Source organism: Streptomyces sp. NPDC051940 (assembly GCF_040680895.1).
Taxonomy (GTDB): Bacteria; Actinomycetota; Actinomycetes; order Streptomycetales; family Streptomycetaceae; genus Streptomyces.
On record NZ_JBFAXR010000024.1, the window covers coordinates 1 to 25642 of the forward strand.

At 74.4% G+C, this 25642-nt stretch carries 24 protein-coding genes; 15 read left to right on the forward strand and 9 right to left on the reverse strand.

Annotated features, from left to right (window positions below; translation table 11 throughout):
* Positions 1-715, forward strand: a 715-nt coding sequence (locus AB0M28_RS12520; RefSeq protein ID WP_365402110.1) for a TerD family protein, incomplete at its 5' end; no start/stop codon positions are given.
* A 53-nt stretch (positions 716-768) separates the two neighbouring features.
* Here AB0M28_RS12520 and AB0M28_RS12525 read toward each other — a convergent pair.
* Entirely contained in the window at positions 769-2217 is a 1449-nt protein-coding gene (locus AB0M28_RS12525) for an MFS transporter (RefSeq protein WP_365402113.1), read from the reverse strand.
* A gap of 1 nt (position 2218) precedes the next feature.
* Entirely contained in the window at positions 2219-3010 is a 792-nt protein-coding gene (locus tag AB0M28_RS12530) for an SDR family oxidoreductase (RefSeq protein WP_365402116.1), read from the reverse strand.
* Between the two features lie 334 nt (positions 3011-3344).
* Between AB0M28_RS12530 and AB0M28_RS12535 the strand changes: the two genes are divergently transcribed.
* Positions 3345-4358, forward strand: a complete 1014-nt coding sequence (locus AB0M28_RS12535; protein WP_365402119.1) for an RNA polymerase subunit sigma-70 — start codon at positions 3345-3347, stop codon at positions 4356-4358.
* A 15-nt stretch (positions 4359-4373) separates the two neighbouring features.
* Here the strand turns inward: AB0M28_RS12535 and AB0M28_RS12540 are convergent, their stop codons facing one another.
* Positions 4374-5153 (reverse strand): IclR family transcriptional regulator, encoded by a 780-nt coding sequence (locus AB0M28_RS12540; RefSeq protein ID WP_365402300.1) that lies wholly within the window; start codon positions 5151-5153, stop codon positions 4374-4376.
* Positions 5154-5312: 159 nt separating this feature from the next.
* Here AB0M28_RS12540 and AB0M28_RS12545 point away from each other — a divergent pair, with 159 nt between their 5' ends.
* From AB0M28_RS12545 to AB0M28_RS12605, 13 genes are all read left to right on the forward strand, one after another.
* Entirely contained in the window at positions 5313-6827 is a 1515-nt protein-coding gene (locus AB0M28_RS12545; RefSeq protein ID WP_365402121.1) for an aldehyde dehydrogenase (NADP(+)), read from the forward strand.
* 5 nt (positions 6828-6832) lie between these two features.
* Positions 6833-7432 (forward strand): DUF1349 domain-containing protein, encoded by a 600-nt coding sequence (locus AB0M28_RS12550; protein WP_365402124.1) that lies wholly within the window; start codon positions 6833-6835, stop codon positions 7430-7432.
* Positions 7433-7435: 3 nt separating this feature from the next.
* Positions 7436-8059, forward strand: a complete 624-nt coding sequence (locus AB0M28_RS12555) for a hypothetical protein (RefSeq protein WP_365402127.1) — start codon at positions 7436-7438, stop codon at positions 8057-8059.
* Between the two features lie 153 nt (positions 8060-8212).
* Complete coding sequence (locus tag AB0M28_RS12560) at positions 8213-10345, forward strand: hypothetical protein (RefSeq protein ID WP_365402130.1); 2133 nt, start codon at positions 8213-8215, stop codon at positions 10343-10345.
* A gap of 31 nt (positions 10346-10376) precedes the next feature.
* Complete coding sequence (pelF, locus tag AB0M28_RS12565; protein ID WP_365402133.1) at positions 10377-11897, forward strand: GT4 family glycosyltransferase PelF; 1521 nt, start codon at positions 10377-10379, stop codon at positions 11895-11897.
* Positions 11894-13309, forward strand: a complete 1416-nt coding sequence (locus AB0M28_RS12570; RefSeq protein WP_365402136.1) for a hypothetical protein — start codon at positions 11894-11896, stop codon at positions 13307-13309. Before pelF ends, AB0M28_RS12570 begins: the two co-directional genes overlap by 4 nt.
* A gap of 38 nt (positions 13310-13347) precedes the next feature.
* Positions 13348-14346, forward strand: coding sequence for an SDR family NAD(P)-dependent oxidoreductase (locus tag AB0M28_RS12575; RefSeq protein ID WP_365402139.1), 999 nt, complete (start codon positions 13348-13350; stop codon positions 14344-14346).
* 27 nt (positions 14347-14373) lie between these two features.
* Complete coding sequence (locus AB0M28_RS12580; protein WP_365402142.1) at positions 14374-15087, forward strand: sugar phosphate nucleotidyltransferase; 714 nt, start codon at positions 14374-14376, stop codon at positions 15085-15087.
* An 8-nt stretch (positions 15088-15095) separates the two neighbouring features.
* Positions 15096-15953 (forward strand): NAD(P)-dependent oxidoreductase, encoded by an 858-nt coding sequence (locus AB0M28_RS12585; RefSeq protein ID WP_365402145.1) that lies wholly within the window; start codon positions 15096-15098, stop codon positions 15951-15953.
* A 131-nt stretch (positions 15954-16084) separates the two neighbouring features.
* Complete coding sequence (locus tag AB0M28_RS12590) at positions 16085-16717, forward strand: spherulation-specific family 4 protein (RefSeq protein ID WP_365402303.1); 633 nt, start codon at positions 16085-16087, stop codon at positions 16715-16717.
* Positions 16714-17505, forward strand: coding sequence for an endo alpha-1,4 polygalactosaminidase (locus AB0M28_RS12595; protein WP_365402148.1), 792 nt, complete (start codon positions 16714-16716; stop codon positions 17503-17505). Before AB0M28_RS12590 ends, AB0M28_RS12595 begins: the two co-directional genes overlap by 4 nt.
* A gap of 134 nt (positions 17506-17639) precedes the next feature.
* A complete protein-coding gene (locus tag AB0M28_RS12600) occupies positions 17640-18845 on the forward strand; it encodes a hypothetical protein (protein WP_365402151.1) in 1206 nt (401 codons plus the stop codon).
* The gene (locus AB0M28_RS12605) at positions 18835-19653 is read left to right on the forward strand and encodes an SAM-dependent methyltransferase (protein WP_365402154.1); all 819 of its coding nucleotides are present in this window, start codon (positions 18835-18837) and stop codon (positions 19651-19653) included. The genes AB0M28_RS12600 and AB0M28_RS12605 overlap by 11 nt, the downstream gene beginning before the upstream one ends.
* On the opposite strand, the gene cobC is transcribed toward AB0M28_RS12605, so the two are convergent.
* The 6 genes from cobC to cbiE are packed head-to-tail and all read right to left on the reverse strand — an operon-like array spanning position 19650 to position 25622.
* Positions 19650-20735 carry an Rv2231c family pyridoxal phosphate-dependent protein CobC gene (cobC, locus tag AB0M28_RS12610; protein ID WP_365402157.1) on the reverse strand — a complete coding sequence of 362 codons (1086 nt, stop codon included), beginning with the start codon at positions 20733-20735 and terminating at the stop codon, positions 19650-19652. The genes AB0M28_RS12605 and cobC overlap by 4 nt on opposite strands.
* Entirely contained in the window at positions 20725-21633 is a 909-nt protein-coding gene (locus AB0M28_RS12615; RefSeq protein ID WP_365402160.1) for a sirohydrochlorin chelatase, read from the reverse strand. The genes cobC and AB0M28_RS12615 overlap by 11 nt, the downstream gene beginning before the upstream one ends.
* Positions 21630-22262, reverse strand: coding sequence for a precorrin-8X methylmutase (locus AB0M28_RS12620; RefSeq protein ID WP_365402163.1), 633 nt, complete (start codon positions 22260-22262; stop codon positions 21630-21632). The genes AB0M28_RS12615 and AB0M28_RS12620 overlap by 4 nt, the downstream gene beginning before the upstream one ends.
* Positions 22259-22504: a 4Fe-4S binding protein gene (locus tag AB0M28_RS12625; protein WP_365402166.1), complete on the reverse strand. Its 246-nt coding sequence runs from the start codon at positions 22502-22504 to the stop codon at positions 22259-22261. The genes AB0M28_RS12620 and AB0M28_RS12625 overlap by 4 nt, the downstream gene beginning before the upstream one ends.
* On the reverse strand, positions 22501-24231 hold the full coding sequence (cobJ, locus tag AB0M28_RS12630; protein WP_365402169.1) for a precorrin-3B C(17)-methyltransferase: 1731 nt from the start codon (positions 24229-24231) through the stop codon (positions 22501-22503). The genes AB0M28_RS12625 and cobJ overlap by 4 nt, the downstream gene beginning before the upstream one ends.
* Complete coding sequence (cbiE, locus tag AB0M28_RS12635; RefSeq protein ID WP_365402172.1) at positions 24228-25622, reverse strand: precorrin-6y C5,15-methyltransferase (decarboxylating) subunit CbiE; 1395 nt, start codon at positions 25620-25622, stop codon at positions 24228-24230. Before cbiE ends, cobJ begins: the two co-directional genes overlap by 4 nt.
* Positions 25623-25642: the final 20 nt, after the last annotated feature.

A 25642-nucleotide genomic window follows, 5' to 3' on the forward strand; every position in this document is an offset into this window, starting at 1 on the left:
CGAGGGCGATGATCGTGGAGGCGCCGGGGGAGAGGCTGAGCGGAACGCTCACCCGGCCGGAGCCCCCGCCGCCCCGCCCGCCCCCTCGGCGCCCGCGGCCCCCGCGCCGGCCGCCCCGGCCACCGGCAAGATCAACCTCGACAAGGGCCGCGTCAGCCTCCAGAAGAACCAGACCGTCTCCCTCGTCAAGGGCGGCCGCCCGCTGCTCTCCTCGGTGAAGATGGGCCTCGGCTGGGAGCCCGCCTTCGGCTCCGGCCGCCGGGCGAAGTCCATCGACCTCGACGCCTCGGTCATCGCGTACGGCCCGCAGCGCAACCACGTCGACTCGTGCTTCTTCGGCAAGCTGCAGATCCTGAACGGCGCGGTCCAGCACTCCGGCGACAACCTCACCGGCGAGGGCGCCGGCGACGACGAGGTCATCACCGTCCATCTCGGCGGCCTCCCGCCGGAGGTCACGGGCCTGGTCTTCACCGTGAACTCCTTCTCCGGCCAGAAGTTCACCGACGTGGCCAAGGCGTACTGCCGACTGCTGGACGCCCAGACCGGCGAGGAGCTGGTCCGCTTCGACCTGACGTCCTCCGAGCCGCGCACGGGCGTGATGATGGCGAAGCTGATCCGCCAGTACAGCGGCGAGTGGGAGATGACCGCCATGGGCGACTACGTCGACTCCCGCACCGTCCGCGGCATGATCAAGCCCGCCGGCTCCGCCCTCTGACGCGCCCGGGCGTGGCGGCTCCCCCCTGCCGCCACGCCCGCGGGCCCGGGCTCCTACACCTCCTCCCGAACCGCCTCCCGCCCCGGTTCGCCGACGGGCGACGGCGCCACGGCGCCCCGCCGCGGGAAGCCCACCGCCGCTGTCACCGCGCCCAGCGCCGCGACCGCGCACACCACCCAGAACGCCGCGCGGAAGGCGTCCACCGCACCGTCCGCGGCGCCGAGCCGCGAGACGAGCACCGTCGACACCGCCGCCACGCCCACCGCCGCCCCGATCTCGCGGAACGTCTCCACGAGCCCGGACGCCAGCCCCGTCATCGCGTCCGCGACCCCGGACAGCGCCCCGATCTGCGCGGCCGGAGCCGCCAGCCCGCCGGCGATCCCGGCCAGCGCCAGCGCCGGCAGCAGATCGGTGGCGTAGTGCGCGTCGGCCGGCACCCGCGTCAGCAGCAGCATCGCGACCGCCAGCAGCGCCTGCCCCGCGACGAGCAGTCGCCGTACCCCGAACACCGCCGCGAGCCTGCCGCCGGTGGCCGCCGCCGCGACGAACGACGTCGCCGACGTCGCCAGCCACGCCACCCCCGTACGCGTCGGGGAGTACCCCAGCCCCTGCTGCATCAGCAGCGTGCCGAGGAAGATGAACGAGAAGAACGCGCCGAAGGTGAAGAACGCCGACAGGTTCGCCGCGACCAGCGTGCGGTTGCGCACCGCGGCGCCGGGCACCAGCGGTGAGCGGGAGCGCGTCTCGATCCGGGCGAACGCCGCCAGCAGCATGGCCGCGCCCGCGAACAGCCCGAGCGCCGCCGCCGAGCCCCAGCCGTCGTCCGCCCCGCGGTTGAGGGCGTAGACGAGCAGCAGCAGGCCCCCGGTGACGGTGACCGCCCCGGCGACGTCGAAGCGTTCCGTGCGTTCGCCCCGCGCGTCGGCCGGCAGCACGAACGCCGCCAGCGCGATCAGCACGGCGCCGACGGGGACGTTGATCAGGAACACCCAGCGCCAGCCCGGACCGTCCGTCAGCAGCCCGCTGGCGATCACCCCGACCGACGCCGAGATCCCCGCCGTTGCGCCGTACAGCCCGAGCGCCCGGTTGCGCGCGCCGCCTTCCGCGAAGGTCACCGCGAGGATCGACAGCGCGGCCGGCGGGATCAGCGCCGCCCCGAAGCCCTGCAGCGCCCGGGCGGCGATCAGCAGCTCCGCGGACTGCGCCACGCCCGCGACGAGCGAGGCCAGCGAGAACAGCGCCAGCCCGGTCAGCAGCACCCGGCGCCGCCCCAGCAGATCGGCCAGCCTGCCCCCGAGCAGCAGGAAACCGCCGAGCATCAGCCCGTAGGCGACGACCACCCACTGCAGCGAGCCCTGCCCCATGGCGAGATCCCGCTGGATCGACGGCAGGGCGACGTTCACGATGGCGATGTCGAGTACGACCATGAACTGCGCCGCGCAGGCCAGCAGCAGGACCATGCCGCTGCCCGCGGCGCGTGTGGCTTCCCTGTGCGCAGTCATGTCAGTCGTCCAGACTTCCGAGCGTCAGATTGACGGTCGTGCCCGTCAGCCCGCTGGCCCGGTCCGAGGCCAGGAAGGCGGCCACCTCCGCCATCTCGGCGGGCGTCATCAGCCGGTGCGGATGGGTGCGGGACGCGAGCGTCTCCTGCCACTGCTCCCACGTCACCCCCATGGCCTCGGCGCGCGGTTCGAACGCCTCCCGGATCGTGGCGGTCTCCGGCATCGCCTGCGGGCGCACGCCGACGACCCGTACGCCGTACGGGGCGAGTTCCGCGGAGAGGCTGCGGGTCAGCGACTCCTTCGCGGCCATCGCCGGTCCGTACCCGCCGACATGCGGGACGCCCGTCCGGCCGAGCAGCGCGGTGCACGTCATGATCACGCCCGAGCCCTGGGCGGTCATCCGCCGGGCCGCCAGACGGGCGGTCAGGAAGTACGACGTGGTGTACGCCGCGATCGGCCCGGCGAACCGCTCCGCGTCCAGCTCGGTCAGCGGGACGCCCACGACCCCGGTGTTCCGGATGCCGATCGCGTTGAACGACACGTCGATCCGGCCCGCCTCCCCGGTCACGGCCCGCAGATGGCGGTCCACGGCCTCCTCGTCGAGCGCGTCCACCTCCGCCGCGGTGGCCGAGCCCCCGTCGGCCTCGATCTCCTTGGCGAGGGCCGCGACGGGATCGAGCCGGCGCCCGGTGACGTACACCCGGGCCCCCTCCCGCGCGAAGGCCCGCGCCACCGCCCCGCCGACCGCGCCCCCGGCCCCGTAGACCACGGCGACCTTGTCCTTGAGCAGCATGTCCGTATCCCTCCATCGGCCCGGCGGCCGCTCCGCCGGTGCTGTCGGAGATCGAGACACCGCGGTCCGTACGGAATGGGCGCGGGCCCAGGGCCTGTCTTTCGGGTCTTGCCGCCTGTGACTGGGTGGTGTGGTGCGGGGTGGCCGATCGGCACAGGTCAGGCAGGGCGCGCCCGCCGCGCAGCGGAGTTGAGAGCGTGGGGGAGCGCGTGCCGGGCGGCGCGCACCCCGGCAAGATCCGAAAGACAGGCCCTTCGGGCGCCCAGTTCGGGTGCCGGGCGGTGTCGGTACATGAGGGAGACGATGGAGCGGGACGGAAAGAGGTGACGCCACGGTGGACACGGTGACGGCCGGCCTCCTCGGCAGGGCGAGGGCCGGCGACGGTGAGGCGTTCCGGCAGCTGACCGAGCCGTACCGGCGGGAGCTGCACGTGCACTGCTACCGGATGCTCGGCTCGCTGCAGGACGCCGAGGACGTGCTGCAGGACACCCTGCTGGCCGCCTGGCAGGGGCTCGGCGGCTTCGAGGGGCGCAGCTCGCTGCGCCGCTGGCTCTACAAGATCGCGACCAACCGCTGCCTCAACGCCCGCCGCGCGGCCGCCCGGCGCCCGGTCAAGGAGTGGGAGATGCCGAACGTCGATCCGCCCGAGCCGACCCGGCTGGGGGAGGTGCTCTGGCTCGAGCCCTATCCGGACACGCTCCTGGCGGGAGCGCTCGACGTGCCGCTGGGGCCCGAGGCCCGCTACGAGCAGGCCGAGTCGATCTCGCTGGCCTTCGTCACCGCGCTGCAGCTGCTGCCGCCCCGCCAGCTGGCCGTGCTGATCCTGCGCGACGTCCTCGGCTACCACGCCGCCGAGGTGGCGGACATGCTCGACTCGACCGTCGACTCGGTCAACAGCGCCCTGAAACGCGCCCGGGCGGGCCTGGCACGCCGGCTGCCGCCGGCCGGCGGCGGCGGACCGGCGCCCGAACCCGGCTCACCCGAGGAGGAGGAGCTGGTGGGGGCGTTCGCCTCCGCCTACGCGGCCGGGGACCTCGAGGCCGTACTCGCCCTGCTCACCGACGACATCTTCCTGTCCATGCCGCCGATCCCCCTGGAGTACCAGGGCCGCGAGGTGGTGGCGCGCTTCCTCGGACGGGTCTTCGGCTCCGGGCGGCGGGTGGAACTGCTGCCGACGCGGGCCAACGGGCAGCCGGCGTTCGGGGTCTATCTGCACACGCCGAGCGGCGTCCGGCACGGCTCGGGCCTGTTCGTGCTCACCCTCGCCGGCGACCGGATCCGCGCCTTCACCCGCTTCGAGAGCGCGGTACTGCCGTGGTTCGGCCTGCCGAGGTCGCTGCCCCGGTAGGCCCCGGCACGGCCGTCAGAGCCGGCGCGTCGCCAGCGTCAGCCGGTCGCGGGCGTCGAAGAGGGCGTCGCGGATCATCTGCTCGTGCGCCGGGGTCAGCCGGGCCACCGGCACCGAGCAGCTGATCGCGTCGCGGGCCGGGGTGCGGTACGGGATGGCGACGCCGAAGCAGCGCAGGCCCAGGGTGTTCTCCTCGCGGTCCACGGCGTAGCCCTGCTCGCGCACGGCGTGCAGCTCCTCGATGAGCTGCTCGCGGTCGGTGATGGTGTGCTCGGTCAGCGACTGCAGCGTCCCGGGGAGCAGCTTGCGCACCTGCTCGTCCGTGTACGTCGCCAGGATCGCCTTCCCCAGCGAGGTGGAGTGCGCGGGCAGCCGGCGGCCGACCCGGGTGAACGGGCGCAGATAGTGCTGGGACTGGCGGGTCGCCAGATAGACGACGTTGGTGCCGTCCAGGCGCGCCAGGTGGATGGTCTCCGTCGTGTCGTCCGACAGCCGGTCCAGCGTCGCGCGGGCCGCCGCGACCACCTCGTCGCCATCGATGTACGAGGTGCCGACCAGCAGCGCCCGTACGCCGATGCCGTACCGTGTGCCCGTCGCGTCCGTCTCCACCCAGCCCAGCTCGGTGAGGGTGCGCAGCAGCATGTAGAGGCTGGACTTGGGGTAGCCGACGGCCAGCTGGACGTCTGCGAGAGAATGCATCCCGGGGCGGCCCGCGAAGTACTCGAGCAGCTCCACGGTGCGGACCGCCGACTTGACCTGGCCGCCGCCGGCGGCTGTGCTCTCACCAGCGCTCATGTCTGCAGTCGGCATCGCGCTTGACCCCTCACTCGGTTGATGAAGACAGTAGGCCCGCAATACAGTCCCGGTATTCACGGATGAGGACTGTGTTCAGCATATCGAACGCCTGAGGAACGCGCCCTGTTCGTGAGGCAAGCAGAACTGGAGGGAAACCGCGTGACCGCACCAGTGTGGAGTGTCGACCCCCGGACCGGGAAGAACCGGGAGCATGTGGCCGACGAGGCCGGAGCCGAGGAGGTCGACCACGTCGTGCGCGCCGCGCACGCCGTCCGCGGCGCGCTCGCGGACCGCACGCTGCGCTCGGCGCTGCTGCGCGCCGCGGCCGACCTCCTCGACGAGCACGCCGAGCACGTCGTCGAGGCCGCCGACGCGGAGACCGCGCTCGGCCCCGGCCGGCTCTCCGGCGAGCTGGCCCGTACGACGTACCAGCTGCGCGCCTTCGCCAAGGCCGTGGACGAGGGCGGGTTCCTCGACATCCGGATCGACCACGCGGACGCGGGCCTGACCCCGCCGCGGCCCGATCTGCGCCGCTGGAAGGTGCCGCTGGGCGTCGTCGCCGTCTACTCGGCCAGCAACTTCCCGCTGGCCTTCTCCGTGCCCGGCGGCGACACCGCCAGCGCGCTCGCCGCCGGCTGCCCGGTCGTCGTCAAGGCCCACCCCGACCACCCGGCCACCTCCGAGCTGTGCGCCGCGCTGCTGCGCCGCGCCGCCGCCGAGACGGGGCTGCCGGAGGAGGTCGTGGCCGTGGTGCACGGCTTCGACGCGGGCGTGGAGCTGGTGCGCCACCCGCTGGTCGCGGCGGCCGGCTTCACCGGGTCGATACGGGGCGGGCGCGCGCTCTTCGACGCGGCGGCGGCGCGGCCGAAGCCGATCCCCTTCCACGGCGAGCTGGGCTCGCTCAACCCGGTCCTGGTCACCGAGGCCGCGGCCGCCGAGCGCGCCGAGGCGATCGGCGCCGGGCTGGCCGGCTCCCTGACGATGGGGGTGGGGCAGTTCTGCACCAAGCCGGGCCTGGTGCTGGTGCCGGAGGGCGAGCCGGGGGAGCGGCTGCTGAAGTCGCTGACCGCCGCCGTCTCCGACACCGAGCCGGGCGTGATGCTCGACGCGCGCATGCGGGACGCGTTCGTCGCGGGCGTCGCCGCGCGGGCGCAGCTGCCGGGCGTCGACTCGCCGGTGACGGCGGGCGCGGGCAGCGAGCACACCGTGAGCGCGGGCTATGTCACCGTCCCCGCCGCCGGGTTCGGCGACGACCACGGGCTGCTGCTCGAGGAGTGCTTCGGCCCGGTCACCGTCGTCGTGCGGTACACCGACGCCGCCGAGGCCCTGGACGTGCTGGGCCGGCTCGAGGGCAACCTCACGGCCACCCTGCACCTGGCCGAGTCCGAACGCGGCGCGGACGCCGCCGCGTTGCTCGCCGAGCTGACGCCGCTGGCCGGCCGCGTCCTCGTGGACGGCTGGCCGACCGGGGTGGCGGTCGCCCCCGCACAGCACCACGGCGGCCCCTACCCGGCGACGACGTCCACCTCGACGTCCGTCGGCGGTACGGCGGTCGAGCGCTGGCTGCGCCCCGTCGCGTACCAGAACGCGCCCCAGGAACTGCTCCCGGAGGAGCTGCGCGACGCCAACCCGCACGGCGTGCCGCGCCTGGTCGACGGCGTACGGGAGGGCTGAGCGCGATGCGGATACCCGAGCTCCCCTTCGACCTCGCCCCCGAGGGCCCCGCGGCCGACTGGTCGTACGACGGCGGTGTGCTGCACGCCGCCGCGGGGCCGCTGCAGGACCGCTTCGCCCCGCCGAGCGGTGAGGACCTCGCGAAGGACGCCCCGCGGCTGCTCGGCCGCCCGCCGGCCGGCGACTTCCAGCTGTCGGCCCGCGTACGGGTCGGCTTCGCCGGCGACTTCGACGCGGGCGTGCTCTATCTGGCGGTGGCGGGCGACCAGTGGGCGAAGCTCTGCTTCGAGCGCTCCCCGCACCGGCCGTGGGTCTGCACGGTGGTCACCCGCGGCGTGTCCGACGACGCCAACGCCTTCGAGGTGGACGGCGACACGTGCTGGCTGCGCCTCAGCCGGACCGGCCGCGCCTTCGCCTGCCACGCGTCGGCGGACGGCGAACGGTGGACGTTCGTCCGCCACTTCGCCCTGGGTACGGAGGAGGAGGCCGCGGCGGCGTTCGTGGGCTTCCTCGTGCAGTCCCCGACGGGTGAGGGCTGCGAGGTGTCCTTCGACCGGATCGCGTTCCGGACGGAGCCGCTGAAGGACCTGAGGGACGGTTCGTAACCCATGACCGGCCGTGTCACGGCGGACGACGTCGCCCACGCCGTCCGCCTCGCCGTCGAAGCCCTGCGGGCGGTGCCCGAGCCCGACTGGGCGGCCCCGGCGGGCTCCCTGGAGTGGGACTGCTGGGAGACCGCCGAGCATCTGGCGGACGACCTGTTCTCGTACGCCCTCCAGCTCGGCCCCGCCCGGCCGCCGCAGGACACGCACGTCCCGGTCGCCTGGCGCCGCGAGCGGCCCGGCGGGCCGGCGAGCGTCGTCTTCGTGGACCGCGAGGCGGGAACGGACGGGCTGCTGCAGGTCATCGAGGCCTGCGGCGCCCTGCTGACCGGTGTCGTGGCCACCGTGCCGTCCCTCGTTCGAGCGCACCACGTCTGGGGCGCCTCCGATCCCGAGGGCTTCGCCGCCATGGGCGTCACCGAGACCTTGGTGCACGCCCACGACATCACGCAGGGGCTCGGCGGCGGCTGGTCACCCGACCCGAGCCTGTGCGCCAAGGTGCTGGGCCGGCTCTTCCCGGACGTCCCGCTCGGCGCCGAGCCGTGGCCCACGCTCCTCTGGGCCACCGGCCGCGGTGATCTTCCAGGTCGGGAGCGGCGTACGCGTTGGCGCTGGTACGGCGCCCCGTAAGCGATTTCGGGGCCGCCCCGGAGGCTGATTCGAACGGGAGATCTTCACCCCACTCGATCGTGTAGCGGGCCCCCCATAAACCCCATTCGTCCCACAGGATGTGTCCGCAAGAGGGCCCGGGGTGGGCCCGGACTCCCGTGGGAGGACATCACCATGAGCCGGTTCCGGCGGGTGGCCGCGGCAGGTGCGGCGGCCGTTTCCATCACCTTCGCCCTGCCGAGTAGCGGCAGCGGTGCGGAGACCGCGCCCCGCGTGGATCTCCGGCTGCTCGTCGTCGATGACGGCGGGCCCGCCGTCGGAGCCATCGCTGACGAGCTGAAGAGCGCCGGCACGCCGTACACGGCCGTGCGGCTGGACGACGCGGGCCGCCCCCGCATCGACGCGGCGTTCCTCAGCGACACCGTCGACGGACGCAAGCGCGCCAAGTACCAGGCCGTGGTGCTGCCCAACGACAACCCCTTCGGCGCCGGTTCGAGCGAGATGGACGCGCTCGCGTCGTACGAGAAGACCTTCGGGATCCGGCAGATCGACGCGTACACCTACGCCCGCCCCGAGGTGGGCCTGCAGGCGCCGGCGTACAGCGGCAGCCTCGACGGCGTCACCGCCCAGCTCACCGCCGCCGCGAAGAGCGGGCCCTTCGGCTATCTGCGGGGCGCCGTGCCCTTCGAGGACAACGACCCGCAGATCGGCGAGAGCTACGGCTACGCCGCCCAGCCCGCCGGACCGGAGTTCACGCCGTACGTCGAAGTCCCCGGGCAGGGCAGCATCGTCGGCGAGTACGTCCACGACGGGCGCCGCGAGCTGGTCGTCACCTTCGTCTACAACCAGTACCAGCAGCAGTTCCGGCTGCTCGCCCGCGGCATGGTCGAGTGGGCCACCCAGGGCATCCACCTCGGCGCCGACCGCAACTACTTCGCCGTCCACGTCGACGACGTGTTCGGCGCCGACGACCGGTGGAACACGGAGTACAACTGCACCCCGGGCGATGTCGACTGCTCGACCCCCGGCCTGCCGCAGAACCCGATCCGGATGACCAAGGCCGACGCCCAGTACGCCAAGTCCTGGTCCGCGGCCGCCGGCTTGACCCTGGACATGGTCTACAACGGCGGTGGCAGCGAGGTCTTCAAGGCCGCCAACGGCGGCGCCGACCCGCTCACCGACCAGCTCGTCGCGGACCGCGCCGCCTACCGCTGGACCAACCACACCCTGGACCACACCTACCTCGGCTGCGTCCAGGACGTCAGCGTCGTCCCCTGGCGCTGCGCGACGGACACCGCCGGCAACACCCAGTGGGTCACCCGCGACCACATCACCCAGCAGATCGCCGACAACCGCGCCTGGGGCCAGCGCAAGAGCCTGCCCCTGGTCACCGGCGAACTCGTCACCGGCGAGCACTCGGGCCTGAAGACCCTGCCCCAGCAGCCCACCGACAACCCCAACCTCGGCCCCGCGCTCAACCTCACCGGCATCACGTCGCTCGCCAGCGACAACTCCCGCGAGTCCGGGCAGCGGCAGATCGCCGGCGCCCGCACCGTGCCGCGGTTCCCGATGAACGTCTTCTACAACGCCGGACGCGCCGCCGAGCAGGCCGACGAGTACAACTGGATCTACGCCCGCCGGGCCGACGGCGGCAGCGGCATCTGCGAGGACAACCCGCTGACCACCACCTGTCTGCCCGCCCCACTCGACACCGCCACCGGCTACCAGTCGTACATCGTGCCGATCGAGACCCGGATCGCGCTGGGCCACGTCACCGCCAACAACCCGCGGCCGCACTTCATCCACCAGTCCAACCTCGCCGAGGACCGCATCGCCTACCCGGTGCTCGACGCCGTCCTCGCCCGCTACCGCGCCCTGTTCGCCGACAACACGCCGGTCGTCAACGACCGCCAGCGCGATCTGGGCACCGAGCTGACGCGCCGCGCCGACTGGGCGGCGGCGGTCGCGGCCGGCAAGGTCACCGCGTACCGCGTCGGCGACACCGTCACGATCAAGGCGCCCGCCGGGGTGAAGGCCACCGCCACCATGCCGCCCGGCACCCGGCAGACCGCGCTGCTCTACTCCGCCCCCTTCGGCGCCGCGTACGCCGGGCTGACCTCCGGCTGGGTCGCGCCGACGCTGCTGTCCGACACCGTCACCCTCAAACTGGCCGCCGCTCCCGCCACGACCAGCGGCGCCACCTCGCTCACGGCCGGCACCGAGGCCCCGGCCGGCGCCCCGATGCCGACCCCCGCGGGCGTCAGCGAACCGGTCCCCGCCGGACCCGGCGACGAGACCCGCGGCTGAGGAAGGGCACGGACAGCACGGAAACGGCACCATGTTCACTTCGCTCGAGGCCCTGCGCCACTGCGCCGACCGCATCACCCTGCTCACCGAGGGCACCTACCCGCACAGCCAGGGCGGCGTCAGCGTCTGGTGCGACCAACTGGTCCGGGCCATGCCGGAGTTCGACTTCCGGATCCTCGCCCTCACCGGCACCGGCCGCGAGCCGCGCAGCTGGCAGCCGCCCGCCACCCTCGGCGAGGTCACCACCCTGCCCCTGTGGGGCCCGCCGCCCGCGGGCCGGGCCCCCCGGGGCCGGGAGCGGCGGGAGTTCCTGGCGGACTACGAGGGCTTCCTGACGGCCCTCACCGACCCCTGGGAGGAGGAGCGCTTCGCACCCGGCCTGTACGCCCTGGCCGAGTGGGGCCGGCGGGGGCGGCTCTCCGCCGCCCTGCGCTCGGAGCCGGCGGTGCGGCTGCTGCACCGCGTGTGGACCGCGCCCGGGTTACCCACGGCGGCCGCGGGGCCCAGCCTGCACGACGCGCTCCAGGCCGCCGACCTGCTCGAACACGCCCTGCGCCCGCTGCACGCCCCGCTGCCCCGCACCGGGCTCACCCACGCGGTGAGCGGCGGCCTCGCGGCGCTCCCCGGGCTCGCCGCCCGCGCCTTCCACGACGTGCCGCTGCTGCTCACCGAGCACGGGCTGTATCTGCGCGAGCGCTATCTCGGCTACCGCGCCGGGACCTACCGCTGGCCGGTCAAGGCGCTGCTGCTCGGCTTCTTCCGGCTGCTCACCCGCGAGACCTACCGGGCGGCCGCCCTGGTCACCCCCGGCAGCGACTACAACCGGCGCTGGGAGGAGCACGGCGGCGCCGCGCGGATCAGGACCGTCTACAACGGCGTGGACCCGCAGGCGTTCCCGTTCGCCGGCCCGGAGCCCGCGGAGCCGACCCTCGTCTGGGCCGGGCGGATCGACCCGATCAAGGACCTCGAGACGCTCATCCGCGCCTTCGCCCTGGTGCGCGCGGAGATCCCCGAGGCCCGGCTGCGGGTGTTCGGAGGCACCGCCGCGGACGCCGCCGGCTATCGCCGGCGGTGCGTCGGGCTGGCCGCCGAACTGTGCGGTGAGGAAGGGGATCCGGTCGTCTTCGAGGGCCGCGTCCCCGACATCCGCGACGCGTACGCGGCGGGGAACGTCGTGATGCTCTCCAGCATCAGCGAGGGCTTCCCCTTCACCCTCATCGAGGCCATGTCCTGCGGCCGGGCGACGGTCTCGACGGACGTCGGCGGGGTGCGGGAGGCCGCGGGCGACGCGGGTCTCGTCGTACAGCCGCGGGCGCCGCAGGCGATGGCGCGGGCCGCGCTGGAGCTGCTGCGCGATCCGGACCGGCGGGCGGCGATGGGGGAGGCGGCGCGGCTGCGGGTCATCGACCAGTTCACGCTGCGGCAGACGATCGACACCTTCCGCGGGATCTACCTCGAACTCCTCGACCTGAAGCGGACGCACGACGCCATGCCGGCGCCGGACGGGAAGGGGGGCGCTGTCATGACGTCCGTTCAGGGAGGCCGGCGGTGAGCGGCCCCCTCTGGCTCGTACCGAACGGGCAGGCCGAGCCGCTGCCCACGCTCGCCGGGCGGCTCATGGAGGTGTGCGGGGCCGCCGTGCACCCCGACGAGATCGCCGCCGTGCTGGAGTCCGAGGGACTGACCGACGACCAGGTGCGGGAGCGCTACGGGCGCCGCTCGGTCTTCGATCTGGCCGCCGAGCTGTACGAACGCGCCCCCCGGCGCTACCCCGAACCGGAGCCCGCCCCCGACCCGTGGCAGACGGATCCCTGGCGGTGCGTGCTGCGCGGCGTACTGTTCGCGCTGCCCGGCCTCGGCTACGTGCTGGGCGCCCGGCTGCTGCCCGGCGGCGAGCCCGACGTCCTCGGCCTGCCCGCGGGCGGCGCCGTCCTCGCCGTGTCCGTCCTCTTCGGCTGGGCCTGGAACCAGGCCCTCGCGCACCGCGCCTACCTCCTCATCGCCTCCGGCGACGGAGGGCGCGCGGCCGCGGCCCGCTGCCTGCTCATCGGGGCGCCGCTGGGCGCGCTGGCCGTCGGCATCCCCGCGCTGGTCCTGCCGGACGACGCGGCGGCGGGGGTGTTCGCAGCCGGGCAGTCCTGCTATCTGGGCGCGGCCACCGTGCTGCTGGTCCTCGGCGGGGAGCGGCTGCTGCTCGCGGCGCTCAGCCCGACCGTGCTGGGGGCGGGCATCGTGGCCGTGGGTGGCCTGGCGGACGGCGTCGCGGTCATCCTGCTCGCGGCGACCGTCGCCCTGGCCGTGGTGGCCGCCGCCGGGGTGGCGGGCCGGGCCGTGCTGGAGGAGTGGGCGGCCCGCCCGTCCGGCGCCGAGAAACCCGTACGCGACCAGCTGAGCCCGCCGCTGCCCGCCGCCGCCTCACTCCCGTACGGCCTCTTCGGCCTCGCGGCCGGACTGCTCACCCTCACCACCGCCCTCGGCGGTGTCCTGCGCTACGGCGCCGGCACCCCGCTCGCGGGCACCGCCACCCTCGCCCTCACCCTCAGCATGGGCGGCGCCGAATGGCTGATGTACCGCGTACGCGGCAACAGCCTCGCCGCCCTGCGCCGCGGCCGCACCGTCGCCGGCTTCCACGCGGGCGTGGGCGGCGTGCTGCTCACCGCGCTCGCCGCACAACTCGCTCTGCTGCTGGGCCTGGGCCTCGCCCTGCAGCGCTCGTCCGGACCCGCCCTGGCCTCACTCGCGGCCCTGGGCACCGTCCTGTGGCTGGCCCTGCTGCTGCAGGCGTTCGGTACCGCCTGGCCGCCGGCGCTGATCTGCGCCGCTGCGGCCGTCACCGAACTCGCCCTGCTCGGCAACCACGCCGCCACCCCCGCCACCGCCCAGCTCGCCGTCGCGGGCTGTGCGGCGGGCGCCCTGCTCGCCCTGGCGGCAGGCGTCCTCGGGCGCGCCACCTCGCACCGCTGAGCGTGGGAACAACCGCACCATGTAAGGAGACCCGTCCCATGACCACCGCTCTCGCCGCTGTCACCGGCGCCGAAGGCTTCATCGGCTCACACCTCGTCGAGGCGCTCGTCACCTCCGGCCACCGGGTGCGCGCCATGGCGCAGTACAACTCGTGGGGCTCCCACGGCTGGCTGGAGGCCCTGCACCCGGACGTCCTCGGCCAGGTCGAGGTCGTCCTCGGCGACGTCCGCGACCCCGGCTCCGTCCAGGACCTGGTGGAGGGCGCCGACTGCGTCTACCACCTCGCCGCGCTGATCGCGATCCCGTACTCCTACCGGGCCCCGCACTCGTACGTCGAGACCAACGTGCTGGGCACCCTCAACGTCCTGCAGGCCGTCCGCCAGGCCGCCGTCCCGCGCCTGGTGCACACCTCCACCAGCGAGACGTACGGCACCGCGCAGACCGTGCCCATCACCGAGGACCACCCGGTCAACTGCCAGTCCCCGTACGCCGCCTCCAAGGCCGGCGCCGACCAGCTCGTCGCCTCGTACGTGGCGAGCTTCGCCACCCCGGCGGTCACCCTGCGCCCGTTCAACACCTTCGGCCCGCGCCAGTCGATGCGCGCCGTCATCCCGTCCGTGATCGGCCAGCTGGCCGCCGGGGCCGAGGTGCTGAGGCTCGGCGATCTGCGGCCCACCCGCGACTTCATGTACGTCCGCGACACCGCGGGCGCCTTCGTCGCCGTGGGCACCGCCCCGCACGCCGACGTCGCCGGGCGCGTCTTCAACGCCGGCACCGGCAGCGAGGTCTCGGTCGGCGAGGCGGTCCGCCTCATCGCCCAGCTGATGGACAGCGGCGCCGTGGTGGAGGAGGACCAGCAGCGGCTGCGGCCCGCGAACTCCGAGGTGATGCGGCTGCTGTGCGACGCCTCCCGGCTGCGCGACGCCACCGGATGGAAGCCCGAGCACTCCCTGGAGTCGGGCCTCGAGCACACCATCCGCTTCTTCCGAGATCCGGCGAACCTCGCCCGCTACAAGACGTCCGCCTACGCCATCTGACCCGCACGAACACGGGGGAACCCCACCATGCACGCAGTCATCCTCGCCGGCGGCAAGGGCATCCGCCTGCGCCCGTACACCACCGCGCTCCCCAAGCCGCTCGTCCCCATCGGCGACGAGCACCCGATCCTGGAGATCGTGCTGCGCCAGCTCGCGCGCTCCGGCTTCACCAGCGCGACACTCGCCATCGGCCATCTCGGCCAGATCATCCGCGCCTACGTCGGCGACGGCTCCCAGTGGGGGCTGCGGATCGAGTACGCCATGGAGGAGAACCCGCTGGGCACCATGGGCCCGCTGCTGCCCCTGCTCGACCGGCTGCCCGAGCACTTCGTCGTGATGAACGGCGACATCCTCACCGACCTCGACTACGGCGACCTGCTGCGCACCCACCAGGACGCCGGCGCGCCCCTGACCATCGCCACCTACCTGCGCCAGGTGCACATCGACTTCGGCGTGCTGACCACCGACGACAGAAGCGTCGTCGGGTTCACCGAGAAGCCCAGCCTGGACTACCGCGTCTCCATGGGGGTGTACGGCGTCAGCCGCCGCACCCTCGCCGGATACACACCCGGCCTGCCGCTGGGCTTCGACGAGCTCGTCCTCGATCTGCTGAACGGTCAACGCGCGCCACACTCGTACGAATTCGACGGCTATTGGCTGGATATCGGGCGACCCGACGACTATGACCGCGCCAACGCGGAGTTCACGGCGTACCGTGAGCTGCTGCTGAAAGGTGCGTGAGATCCCTTATGCGAGTGATGGTGCTGGGGAGTACGGGGTGGCTCGGCCGGTACGCGACCGCCGAACTCCGCTCCGGGTGCGAGGTGGCCGGACCGCCCCGGTCGGCCCTCGACCTGGGCACCGCGAGCGTCGGCGAGACGGCCGGCGTCCTCGCGGCGTTCGCCCCCGACGCGGTGGTGAACTGCGCGGGGCGCGTCGACGGCGACCCCCTCGGCCTGGCGGCCGTCAACGCCCGCGGCCCGGCGGTGCTCTGCGCCGCGATGGCCACCGCCGTACCGCGGGCGCGGCTGGTGCACCTCGGCTCGGCGGCGGAGTACGGGGCGGTGCCCGCCGGCGAGCCCGTCACCGAGGGGACGGCGACAAGCCCGCAGGGCCTGTACGGGGCGAGCAAGCTCACCGGCACGCTGGCCGTCGCCGGCGCGGGGCTCGACGCCGTGGTGCTGCGGGTGTTCAACGTCGTCGGGCCGGGCGCGCCCGCCACGTCCCTGCCCGGCACGCTGGCCGCGAAGCTGCGGGCCGCCGCGCCCGGCGGTGTGGTGCGCACCGGCCCGCTGACGGCGTCGCGCGACTACGTCGACCCGCGGGACGTGGCCCGGGCGGTGGCCCTCGCGGTGACCGCGCCGCGGGTGCCGCCGGTGCTCAACATCGCGGGCGGGCGGGCCACTCCGGTGCGCGTGCTGGCCGGCGGGCTCGCCGACGCGGCGGGCTTCCGCGGCCGGATCGAGGAGGTCGCGGACGCCGGTTCGCGGCGCTCGGGGTACGTCCCCTGGCAGCAGGCGGACATCGCGCTCGCGGCCGCCGCCCTCGGCTGGCGGCCGGAGATCCCCCTCGCCCAGTCCGTCAAGGACCTGTGGGCGGAGGGGTGAGGCGTCCGCGCGTGCCCGCGCTCTCGGAGTTCACCCGCCCGCCGCAGCCGCGCCCGGCCTCCGCCCCGGCGCTCCGCCCGCAGCCAGGCCGCCGCCGCGCCCTCGCGGGTGTCGGCCCGGCGCCGCGCTCCCTGCTGGTGCCGCTGTACGTCCACCCCGCCGTGGACCCCCGCCCCTGGCGGCGCCTCGCGGCGCTCGCGCCCAGCCTGTACGGCACCGTGCTGAACGCCGCCGACGGTCCCGGCGACGCCCCGGACGCCGCCTACGCGGACGCCTGCGCGGCGCTGCGGTCGGCGGGGGTCCGCGTGCTGGGCTACGTCGACCTCGCCTACGGCGACCGCCCCGCCGCCGAGGTCGCCAAGGACGTGTTACGGCACCGCGAGTGGTACGGCGTGGAGGGAACGTTCCTCGACCGGGCGCCCGCCGGCGCCGACCGTCTGCCCGGAGTGCGCGCCGTCGTCCGCGCCGCCCGCTCCGAGGGCGCCCGCACCGTGGTGCTGAACCCGGGCGTGCACCCCGACCCGGACTACGCGGCCGTGGCGGACCTGCTCGTCACGTTCGAGGGCTCCTGGCAGGCGTACACCCAGACCCCGGTCCCCGCCTGGACCCGCCGCCACCGGGCGGAACGCTTCTGCCATCTCGTCCACGGCGTCCCCGACGGACTGCAGGACCTCGTCGTCCGGCTGGCCCGCCAGCGCGGCGCCGGCGTGCACTGCGCCGTACCGGGGGGCGGTCCCAACCCCTGGGTGACGGTGCCGGGGTGAGGCGGCTCACGTCCGCCCTGCTCGCCCTGCTCGCGGGATGCTCCGCGCTCGCCCCGGACGACGACCGGCCGCCGGACCACTGGCGGCCCACGGCCGGACTGCCGTGGCAGTGGCAACTGAGCGGCCGCGTCGACACCTCCGTCGACGTCCCGGTGTACGACATCGACGGCTTCGAGAACGACGAGGCGGTGGTCCGCGAACTCCACGCGGCCGGCCGCAAGGTGATCTGCTACGTCAACGCCGGCGCCTGGGAGTCCTTCCGCCCCGACGCCGACGCCTTCCCCCGCGAGGTGCGCGGCCGGGGCAACGGCTGGCCGGGGGAGCGCTGGCTGGACATCCGCCGCCGCGACGTGCTGCGCCCGCTGATGGCCGCCCGCTTCGAGATGTGCGCGGCGAAGGGCTTCGACGGCGTGGAACCGGACCTGATGGACGCCTACACCAACGACACCGGCTTCCCGCTGACGGCCGCCGACCAGCTGGCGTACAACCGCATGCTCGCCGGCCTCGCCCACGAACGCGGCCTGGCGGTGGGCCTGAAGAACGACCTCGAGCAGATCCCGGAGCTGCACGGGGACTTCGACTTCGCGGTGAACGAGGAGTGCGCGCAGTTCGAGGAGTGCGAGGCGCTGACGCCGTTCGTACGGGACGGGAAGCCCGTCTTCCACGTGGAGTACGAGCTGGACACCGACGAGTTCTGCGCGGCCACCGGCGCCCTCGGGCTGTCGTCGATGCGCAAGAGGCTGGAGCTCGGGGCGTGGCGGGAGGAATGTCCGCGGGCAGCGGAGTGAGGGCGTTTGTCCGGTCACGGACGTGCGACAACTGGCTTTACAGCTGTCGAAGTTGAGTCACACGCGCCACGTGATGCTCATATGATGTTGCATCCTGGTCGTTGAACCGCCCCTGCTTTCAGAGGTTCGAAACTATGTCCTTCAAACCGGCCACCCGCGCCGCCGTGCCGCCCCTGGTGATCGCCACGCTCCTCGCGCTCACCGCGTGCGGCGGCGACAGCGACGACGGCAAGCCCACGGACGCCTCGTCGTCCCCGGCCGCCCAGGCCGACACGGCGGTCGACCTCAGCGGCGTGTGCCCGGCGACCGTGGTGGTGCAGGCGTCGTGGATGCCCAACACCACCTCCGAGGGCGCGCTGTACACCCTGCTCGGCGACAACCCGCAGATCGACGCGGGCAAGAAGCGCGTCACCGCGCCGCTGATGTCCGGCGGCAAGGACACCGGCGTCAAGCTGGAGATCCGCGCGGGCGGCCCCGCCATCGGCTTCACGCCCACCACCGTGCAGCTGTACACCGACGACAGCATCAACCTGGGCGTGCTGACCGTGGACGAGTCGGTCCAGATGTCCGCCAAGATGCCGACTACCGCGGTCACGGCGCTGCTGGAGAAGGACCCGCAGATGGTCTTCTGGGACCCGGCCACGCACCCGGACTTCAAGACGATCGCCGACATCGGCAAGACCGACACCAAGGTGCTGTACTTCGACGGCGACACCTACATGGAGTACCTGACCGGCTCGGGCATCCTGAAGAAGAGCCAGGTCGACGGCTCCTTCGACGGCTCGCCCAGCCGCTTCGTCGCCGCGGAGGGCAAGGTGGCCTCCGCCGGCTACGCGGTCGAGAGCCCGTACACGTACGAGCACGACGTGAAGCAGTGGGGCAAGCCGGTCGCCTTCCAGCTGCTGTACGACGCCGGCTACCCCAACTACGGCAACAACCTGGTGGTCCGCGCCGGCGACAAGGACAAGCTCGCCCCCTGTCTGAAGAAGCTGGTGCCCGTCGTCCAGCAGGCGCAGGTCGACTTCCTGGCGGACCCGGCGCCCGCGATCGACAAGGCCGTCGCGGCCAACGACGCCTACAAGGGCGGCTTCGTGTTCACCAAGGGGGCCGGTGAGTTCGCCGCCGAGCAGCTGGCGAAGCTCGGCATCGCGGCCAACGACGCCGAGGGCAAGGACACCACGGCCGGCAACTTCGACACCGCGCGGATCCAGAAGATGATCGACATCACCACGCCCATCTTCACCCAGCAGAAGAAGGCGCCCAAGGACGGTCTGACGCCCGACGACCTGGTGACCAACGAGTTCATCGACCCGAAGATCGGCTACCCGAATGCAGGCTGACGACCCCGGCAGCGACGTGCCCGCCCCGCCGCGGATCCCCGACGGGCGGCGCACCCACGCCTCCCGCGTCTACGACTACCTGCTCGGCGGCAAGGACAACCTGGAGGTCGACCGCGCCCAGGTGGAGCGGAACCTCGAGGTCAACCCGTACGCGAAGATCCGCGTCCGGGCCAGCCGGCTCTTCCTGGAGCGGGGGCTGCGGTACATGGTCGCCGAGGCCGGGATGCGGCAGATCCTCGACATCGGCAGCGGGATGCCGCTGCCCACGTACAACACCGTGCACGAGATCGCGCACTCGATCGCGCCCGACACGCGGGTGGTGTACGTGGACAGCAACCCCGTGGTCGTCGCGCACATGGGCGCGCTGCAGACCGACGGCGAGCGGACCACGGCCGTCGTCGGCGATCTGCGCTTCCCGCGCCGCATCCTCGACGACCCGGACGTCCGTGAGTTCCTCGACCTCAGTGAGCCGGTGGGCGTCATGCTCGGCGGGATCGTCCACTTCCTCGGCCACGGTGACGACGCGGCCGGGGTGCTGGCCGCGCTGCGCACGGGGACGGCGCCGGGCAGCCACGTCGTCCTGAACCACATCTCCGCCGACCTCGACCACCGGGTGCACGACGTGGTCGCCCTGTTCGACGGCTCCGAGACGCCGATGATCACCCGTACCCACGCGGAGATCGCGGAGCTGCTCGCGGGGTACGAGGTGCTGGAGCCGGGGATCGTGCCGGTGCACGAATGGCGGCCGGACGGACCGGTGGACGCGGAGGGGAACGGGTTCGGGATGGTGGTGCGGTCGCCGGTCTAGTCGACCACCCGCGTGAGGGCCGCCGCCAGGCGATCCGTCGTACGGCGGTCGCGGACGGCCAGCCGGAGCCAGTCCCCGTCCAGGCCCGGGAACGTGTCGCCCCGGCGTACCGCGAAGCCCCGTTCGCGCAGACGCAGCCGGAGCCCCGCCGCGTCCGGCGTACGGACGAGGACGAACGGGCCGCTCGCCGGGGTGACCGGGCGCAGGGCGGGGAACTCCGCGAGCCGGGCGAGGAGATGGGAGCGGTCCGCGGCGGTCTCGTGGGCCGCCTTCTCCGCCTCGGCCAGCGCCTGCGGCGTACTGCACGCCTCCGCCGCCGTCAGCGCGGGCGCCGAGACCGGCCACAGCGGCTGGGCGCGGGCCAGCGGCTCCAGCGTCGCCGGGGCGGCGAGGACGTAGCCGATCCGCAGACCGGCCAGCCCCCAGGTCTTGGTGAGGCTGCGCAGGACGATCAGCCCCGGGAGCCGGCCGACGGCGGCTGCCAGGGACTGCTGTTCGCCCGGTACGGCGTCCATGAACGCCTCGTCGACCACCAGCGTGCGCCCGGGTCGGGCCAGGGAGGCGATCGCACCGGCCGGGTGCAGGACGGAGGTGGGGTTGGTCGGGTTGCCGATCACCACCAGATCCGCCTCACCGGGGACGGCCTCGGGCGTCAGCCGGAAGCCGTCGTCCGGCGTCAGCAGCAGCCGGCGCACGGCGTGGCCCGCGTCCGCCAGCGCCGCCTCCGGCTCCGTGAACTGCGGGTGCACCACCAGCGGACAACGGGCGCGGGTGGCGCGGGCGATCAGTACGAACGCCTCCGCCGCGCCCGCCGTCAGCAGGACGTGGTCCTCCGGTACGCCGTGCCGGGCCGCGACCGCGCGGCGCGCCCGGGTGCCGTCCGGATACGCCGCGAGGTCCTCGAGGGAGGCCGCCAGCCTCGCCTTCAGCCAGCCGGGAGGGGTGTGGGCGCGGACGTTGACCGCCAGGTCGGTGAGGCCGGCGTCGCGGACCTCGGCGTCGCCGTGGTGGCGGAGGTCGTGCGGGGTCGCCCCGGCGTCGCGGTGGTGGGGCGGGTCGTGCCGCGTCGCCTCAGTGCGCATGGGCGTGACCGCCGTGGTGGTGGCTGTCGTGGTGGTGGTGGCCGTCGTCGTCCGGGTGGAAGTGCGGCTGCTGCGGGGCGCCCACCTTCTCCTCGAAGCCCGGCAGGGCGATCCGGTACACGCACGAGTCGCAGTTCATCCGCAGATCCCCGGCCAGCGCCTCCCGGTAGCGCTCCATCACCAGGTCCGCCAGCTCCGGCTCCGGACCGATCACGTCGGCCGTACGCACATCGACGCCCGGATGCGCCGCCGCCCAGTTCTGCGCCTGGGAGCGGACGCGGTCCGGGAGGATCCCCGTGAAGAGGAAGTACGGCAGGACGACGATCCGTTGCGCGCCGAGGCGGCGGCAGCGCTCCAGCCCCGCCGGGACGTCGGGCGCGGCGAGCGAGACGAACGCCGTCTCCACACCGGCGTAGCGCCGCCCCTCCCACAGCAGCCGTGCCGCCTTGAAGACCTCGGCGTTCGCGTCCGGGTCGGTGGAGCCGCGGCCCACGAGGAGGACGGTGACCGAGGCGCGGTCGGCGCCCTGGAGGACCTCGTCGACCCGCCGCTCCAGCACCCTGAGCAGCGCCGGGTGCGGGCCCAGCGGGCGGCCGTAGGAGTACGTGATACCCGGGTGGCGGTCCTTCTCCCGGGCCAGGGCGGCGGGGATGTCGCCCTTCGCGTGGCCCGCCGAGACCAGCATCAGCGGCACCGTCGCGAACCGGCGTACGCCCTGGCCGACCAGACCCGCCACCGCCTCGCCCAGCGGCGGCGGGGACAGCTCGATGAACCCGCCGGCCACGGGGAGTTCGGGATGGCGGGCGCCGAGCGCGGCGACGAACGCGCGGAACGCCTCCGCCCCGGCCTCGTCGCGGGTGCCGTGGCCGGCGATGAGCAGCGCGGGGGGGTTGGTCACGGGGTCTCCTGGGTGTTCGTGGGGGTGTCCGGGGCGGGGATGCCCGGGGCGGCGGTGTCCGGTGCGGCGGTGTAGAGCAGGGCGTTGAGGGCCGCGGCCGCGACCGCGGAGCCGCCCTTCTCCGAGATGTTGCTGACCGCTGGCAGACCGCTGTCGCGCAGCGCCTGCTTGCTCTCCGCGGCGCCGACGAAGCCCACCGGCAGGCCGATGACCAGCGCGGGGGCCGCGTCGAGGGCGATTAGCTCCTCCAGCGCGGTGGGCGCGCAGCCGATGACCCAGACCGCGCCCGGGCCGACCTCGTCGTAGGCGAGACGGACGGCGTGCGCTGAACGGGTCAGGCCGGCGGACGACTTCGCGTCCCGGAGCCGGCAGACCGTCGTGCGGGCCGTGATGCCGGCGGCGACCATCTCGACGTCGGTGACGACGGGCGCGCCGCGGTGCAGGGCGCGGTGCGCCGCTTCGAGCACGGCCTCGTCGCAGACCAGGTCGTCGGCGTACGCCAGATCGGCGCTGGAGTGGATGACGCGTTCCACCACCGCCCGGGTCAGGGGCGGGAAGCGGGACGTGTCCAGGCGGGCGCGCAGGCGGCGGAACGACTCCTGCTCGATGGGGTGGACGGTGGTCCTCATCGGGGGCTCACCTCGGTCGGGTCGTGGGGTCGGTTGATCGCGTCGAACCCGGCGTTCTCGTCGATCGCGTCCACCGGGCAGACGTCGACGCACTCCAGGCAGCCCGTGCAGAGGGCGGCGCGGACCAGCAGCGTGCCGCCGTGCGGGCGGATGGCGTGGGTGGGGCAGGTGAGGAGGCACGCGCCGCAGCCGGCGCACCGGGCGGTGACCGTGACGGGTGCCGGCCCGTCGGGCGGCGTCACCGCTGCCACCGGTAGCCGCGCGGCGTCACCATCCGGCCCGCGACCAGCCGCGTGGCCGTGTTGCCGACCGTGACCACCGTCATCATGTCCACCGTCGCCGGGTCCAGGGCGGCGAGTGTCGTCACCCGCACCGACTCGTCGGGGCGGGAGGCGTTGCGGACGACGCCGACGGGAGTCGTCGGGGCGCGGTGCTCCGACAGGAGCTTCAGGGCCGACGGGAGCTGCCAGTCGCGGCCCCGGCTGCGGGGGTTGTAGAACGTCACCACCAGATCCGCCGACGCGGCCGCCCGTACCCGGCGCTCGATCACCTCCCACGGCGTGTGCAGGTCCGAGAGGCTGACCGAGACATGGTCGTGGCCCAGGGGCGCGCCCAGCAGGGCGGCCGCCGCGAGGGCCGCCGTCACGCCCGGGACGCCCACCACGTCGATGTCCGCCGACGCCGCGGCCAGCGCCGGGGAGGCCATGGCGTACACGCCCGCGTCGCCGCTGCCGATCAGCGCCACCGCGTGGCCCGCGCGGGCCTCGGCGACCGCCGTACGCGCGCGCTCCTCCTCGGCGCCCAGGCCCGATTCGAGGACGCGCGTGCCGGGTCGGAGCAGATCGCGGATCTGGTCGACGTACTGGTCCAGGCCCACGACCACCGAGGCGCGCCGCAGTTCGGCGCGGGCGCGCGGAGTGAGCAGATCGCGGGCGCCCGGGCCGAGGCCGACGACCGCGAGCCGGCCGCGCGGGCGGCGGCGGGCCACGGCGCACGTCGCCATCGCGGGGCGCCCGGCGGGGGCGGACTTGCGCTTGGGGACCACGAGTTCGGCACCCGGACCCGCCTCGGCGAGGGCGGCGGCCTCCGCCACGCTCGGCGTGCCGACGGCGGCCAGCGGGGCGTCGGAGGGGTTCGGTACGGCGATCGCGGCGAGGCTGCCGGAGGGATGGGTGCGCAGCGGTACGCCCAGCCGCGCCGCCGCCTCCAGCAGACCCGGCTCCCCGGCCTTGGCCTCGACGGTCGCGAGGGCCGTGACGGACCGCGGGTCGAGGCGCGCCTGTGCGAGGGTCTCCTCGATGAGGGTGAGGATCTCCTGCGCGGGCGCACCCCGGCTGGCTCCCACCCCGACGGTGAGGGACGGGGTGTGGACGACGGCGGTGTCGGTGTCGCGCCGGGGTATGTCGCGGTCGGTGAACCACAGGACGGGGTTGCCGTCGGCGGGTCCGTCCTCGGGCGCCTTCTCGAACGCCACGTTCTCCGGGAACGCGGGCAGCGGCCACACCGCGTCCGTGTACGCCGTCACCGGACGGCCGTCCAGGACGGCGCGGCTCACGGCCGCCACATCGCCCGTGGCCGGCCAGCCCAGGGTGTCCAGTCCGGGCACGTCCGCCGCGTCGGTGGCCGTCGTGATGACCGGCGTACACCCGGGGAGGGCGTCCGCCACCCGCGCGGCGAGGTCGTTCGCGCCGCCCGCGTGGCCGCCGAGGAGGGCCACGGCATGGCGGTGCGCCTCGTCCACGCAGACGATCCCCGGGTCCTGCGCCTTGTCCCGCAGCAGCGGGGCGACGAGGCGGACCACGGCGCCCGTCGCGAGGAAGCAGACCAGCCGGTCGCACTCGGCGAACGCCCGCTGCAGGGACTCCCGTACCGGCCCGTCGTAGACGCGTACCCGCTCCTGCGGCCAGGCGGCGGCCAGCCGCCGGCAGCCGGTGGCGCCGGCGTCGGTGGCGGCGATGAGGCCGATCATGTTGGTGCTCCTTGGTGGGGTGGTGGTGCGGTCGGGCCTGCGCCCGGGGAGTGCGGGGTGAAGTCGTCGGGATCGCGTACGCCCCACAGCACGAACACCGGGTTCGTCGCCGCGAGTCGGGTCACCCCGCCCGGCAGCGGGGCGAGCCGCGAGGACTGCAGCTGGACGCCGTCCACCGCGAGCCCGCCCGCCGCGAGGGCTTCGCGGACCGCGGGGACCCGGTCGAGCGCGGCCAGCGTCACCACGACGGCGCGGCGGGCGCGGCGGGCGGCGACCGCGGTGATCGCGGGCAGGTCCGCACCGCCGCCGCCGACGAACACCGCGTCCGGGTCCGGGAGTACGGCGAGGGCGTCCGGGGCGCGGCCCGTCACGGCCTCCACGTCGACGCCGTGGGCCGTGGCGTTGCGGCGTACCAGGTCGGCGCCGGCGGGGGACTGCTCCAGCGCGATGACCGCCGCGCCCAGGCGGGCGCACTCCACGGCCACCGAACCGGAGCCGGCGCCGACGTCCCAGACGAGGTCGCCGGGTCCGGGCGCGAGCCGGGCCAGGGCCAGGGCACGCACCTCGAACTTCGTGATCATGCTGTCGCGGTGGGCGAACGCGTCCTCGGGCAGCGCCCATTGTCTCGGCCGCTCGGGGCGGCCGGCGATCGTCCGGGGGGCGGGGGAGAGGGAGCGCGCTTCGTCGAGGCACAGGACGACGTTCACGGGGCCGGCCGACCAGTCGCGGGCGGCGGCCTCGGCGGGGGTCAGCCGGTGCAGCCGCTCCGCGGGGGTGCCGAGGGCCTCGGCGACGACGAGGGTGCGGTTCGTACGGGCGAGCGCGGCGCCGAGCTCCGCCGGGCCCGCGCCGGGGCCGGTGAGGACGGCGGTCTTGGGGTGTGCGCGGCAGACGTTGACGGCGGTACGCAGATCGCGGCCGTGCGCGCTGACGACCAGGGCGTCGTCCCAGGGCAGCCCGGCACGGGCGAACGCGACGGCCACGGACGGGGCGGCCGGCCGGATGTCGAGCGCACCGGACCCGAACCGCTCGGCGAGCACGCGGACGATCCCGAAGAACCCGGGGTCGCCGGAGGCGAGGACGACGATGCCGCCGGCCCCTGTGGCCTGTGGACAACCTGCCGGGGTGTCGGTGTCGGGCGATAGCCTAGAAGGGGCTCGGCCCCCGGGAGGGCGGGGTATGTCACCAAGGGGGCTGCCACCTCGGCTCACCTCCCCCGCGCAATGCGCCGCGATCCGCTCCAACGCCGGCTCCAGCGCCCCCAGCACCACCCGCTCCGCCCCCGGCGGTACCGCGACCGCCGCCAGGTGCCGCTCCGCGCCCACCACCAGCGCCGCCTCGCCGATGTGCGGCGCGGGCAGCCCCGTACCCATGCCTATGACCCTGATCACGGCAGCAGCCCTCCGCCCGC

Bases quoted from the DNA above. Each gene is read 5' to 3' on its own strand.
- AB0M28_RS12525 (WP_365402113.1), bottom strand. From the start codon at position 2,217: ATGACTGCGCACAGGGAAGCCACACGCGCCGCGGGCAGCGGCATGGTC.
- AB0M28_RS12530 (WP_365402116.1), bottom strand. From the start codon at position 3,010: ATGCTGCTCAAGGACAAGGTCGCCGTGGTCTACGGGGCCGGGGGCGCG.
- AB0M28_RS12540 (WP_365402300.1), bottom strand. From the start codon at position 5,153: ATGAGCGCTGGTGAGAGCACAGCCGCCGGCGGCGGCCAGGTCAAGTCG.
- AB0M28_RS12550 (WP_365402124.1), top strand. From the start codon at position 6,833: ATGCGGATACCCGAGCTCCCCTTCGACCTCGCCCCCGAGGGCCCCGCG.
- AB0M28_RS12555 (WP_365402127.1), top strand. From the start codon at position 7,436: ATGACCGGCCGTGTCACGGCGGACGACGTCGCCCACGCCGTCCGCCTC.
- AB0M28_RS12560 (WP_365402130.1), top strand. From the start codon at position 8,213: ATGAGCCGGTTCCGGCGGGTGGCCGCGGCAGGTGCGGCGGCCGTTTCC.
- pelF (WP_365402133.1), top strand. From the start codon at position 10,377: ATGTTCACTTCGCTCGAGGCCCTGCGCCACTGCGCCGACCGCATCACC.
- AB0M28_RS12575 (WP_365402139.1), top strand. From the start codon at position 13,348: ATGACCACCGCTCTCGCCGCTGTCACCGGCGCCGAAGGCTTCATCGGC.
- AB0M28_RS12580 (WP_365402142.1), top strand. From the start codon at position 14,374: ATGCACGCAGTCATCCTCGCCGGCGGCAAGGGCATCCGCCTGCGCCCG.
- AB0M28_RS12585 (WP_365402145.1), top strand. From the start codon at position 15,096: ATGCGAGTGATGGTGCTGGGGAGTACGGGGTGGCTCGGCCGGTACGCG.
- AB0M28_RS12600 (WP_365402151.1), top strand. From the start codon at position 17,640: ATGTCCTTCAAACCGGCCACCCGCGCCGCCGTGCCGCCCCTGGTGATC.
- AB0M28_RS12605 (WP_365402154.1), top strand. From the start codon at position 18,835: ATGCAGGCTGACGACCCCGGCAGCGACGTGCCCGCCCCGCCGCGGATC.
- cobC (WP_365402157.1), bottom strand. From the start codon at position 20,735: ATGCGCACTGAGGCGACGCGGCACGACCCGCCCCACCACCGCGACGCC.
- AB0M28_RS12620 (WP_365402163.1), bottom strand. From the start codon at position 22,262: ATGAGGACCACCGTCCACCCCATCGAGCAGGAGTCGTTCCGCCGCCTG.
- cobJ (WP_365402169.1), bottom strand. From the start codon at position 24,231: ATGATCGGCCTCATCGCCGCCACCGACGCCGGCGCCACCGGCTGCCGG.